The 726-nt window shown below is 45.0% G+C and carries 1 protein-coding gene; it reads left to right on the top strand.

Annotation, left to right across the window (positions count from 1 at the left end):
* The coding region (locus CGSMWGV1500E_RS00555; RefSeq protein WP_004129424.1) for a PASTA domain-containing protein at nt 1-726 on the top strand (726 nt) is incomplete at both ends.

Genomic DNA, 726 nt, shown 5'->3' with positions numbered 1-726 from the left:
TAAAGCGAATCTTCTTAACAATCGCAAACGTCTTGCAATTATGATTACTAGCATCGTGCTAACCATAGCGCTTGCGATTACTGGAACAGTTTGGTATTTCACAAGAAATACTCCTGCAGCTTTTACAGTCTTTAACTCAAAATCGGAAGTAATTCCTAAAGCAAAAGCTGGAGACGATACGGATGGAGTCGTAAAATCCTTGGAAAATAAGGGTTTCCGCACGAAAGTTATCGACGAGTTTGGCGGCGAAAAGAAGGGCAACTTCCTTCGATACGAAAACGTTAAGCCGGGCTCTAAAGTGTCAACTAAAATAGTTGTGAAAATTCTAAGATCTAAAGGCCCGGGTGTTCCTGCGAAAGGCGTTGTTGGCGCAAGTTTAGACAATGCCAAGAAAATTGTGAAGTCGATGGGCGTTCCAGTAAAACTGCATCACGTTCCTTCTACCGATGCTGCAGACGGTAAGATTGTTGCTTCCAGCCCAATGCCTGGAAACGCTGTTGGCAAAGACGGTGTAATAAATATTGCTGTTGGCGAAAAGTGCGATGGCGTGCCGGTTGACGTGTTTGGCTTAGATAAAGACAAAGCCAAGGACATGCTATCTTCTAAGCCTTTCAGCGTGGATCTTCGCCCGAAGTTCTCGTCTGCAAAGTATTTCGGCAAAATCGTTGGCGCCTACCCAGCTTTGGGCACTAAAGGCAGTCCTAAAGCCGTAACGCTTTACTATGG

It is taken from the genome of Gardnerella vaginalis 1500E (assembly GCF_000263595.1).
Lineage (GTDB): Bacteria > Actinomycetota > Actinomycetes > Actinomycetales > Bifidobacteriaceae > Bifidobacterium > Bifidobacterium vaginale_E.
Note: the sequence above shows the minus strand (reverse complement) of the source record. Positions and strands in the feature narration are given on the sequence as shown.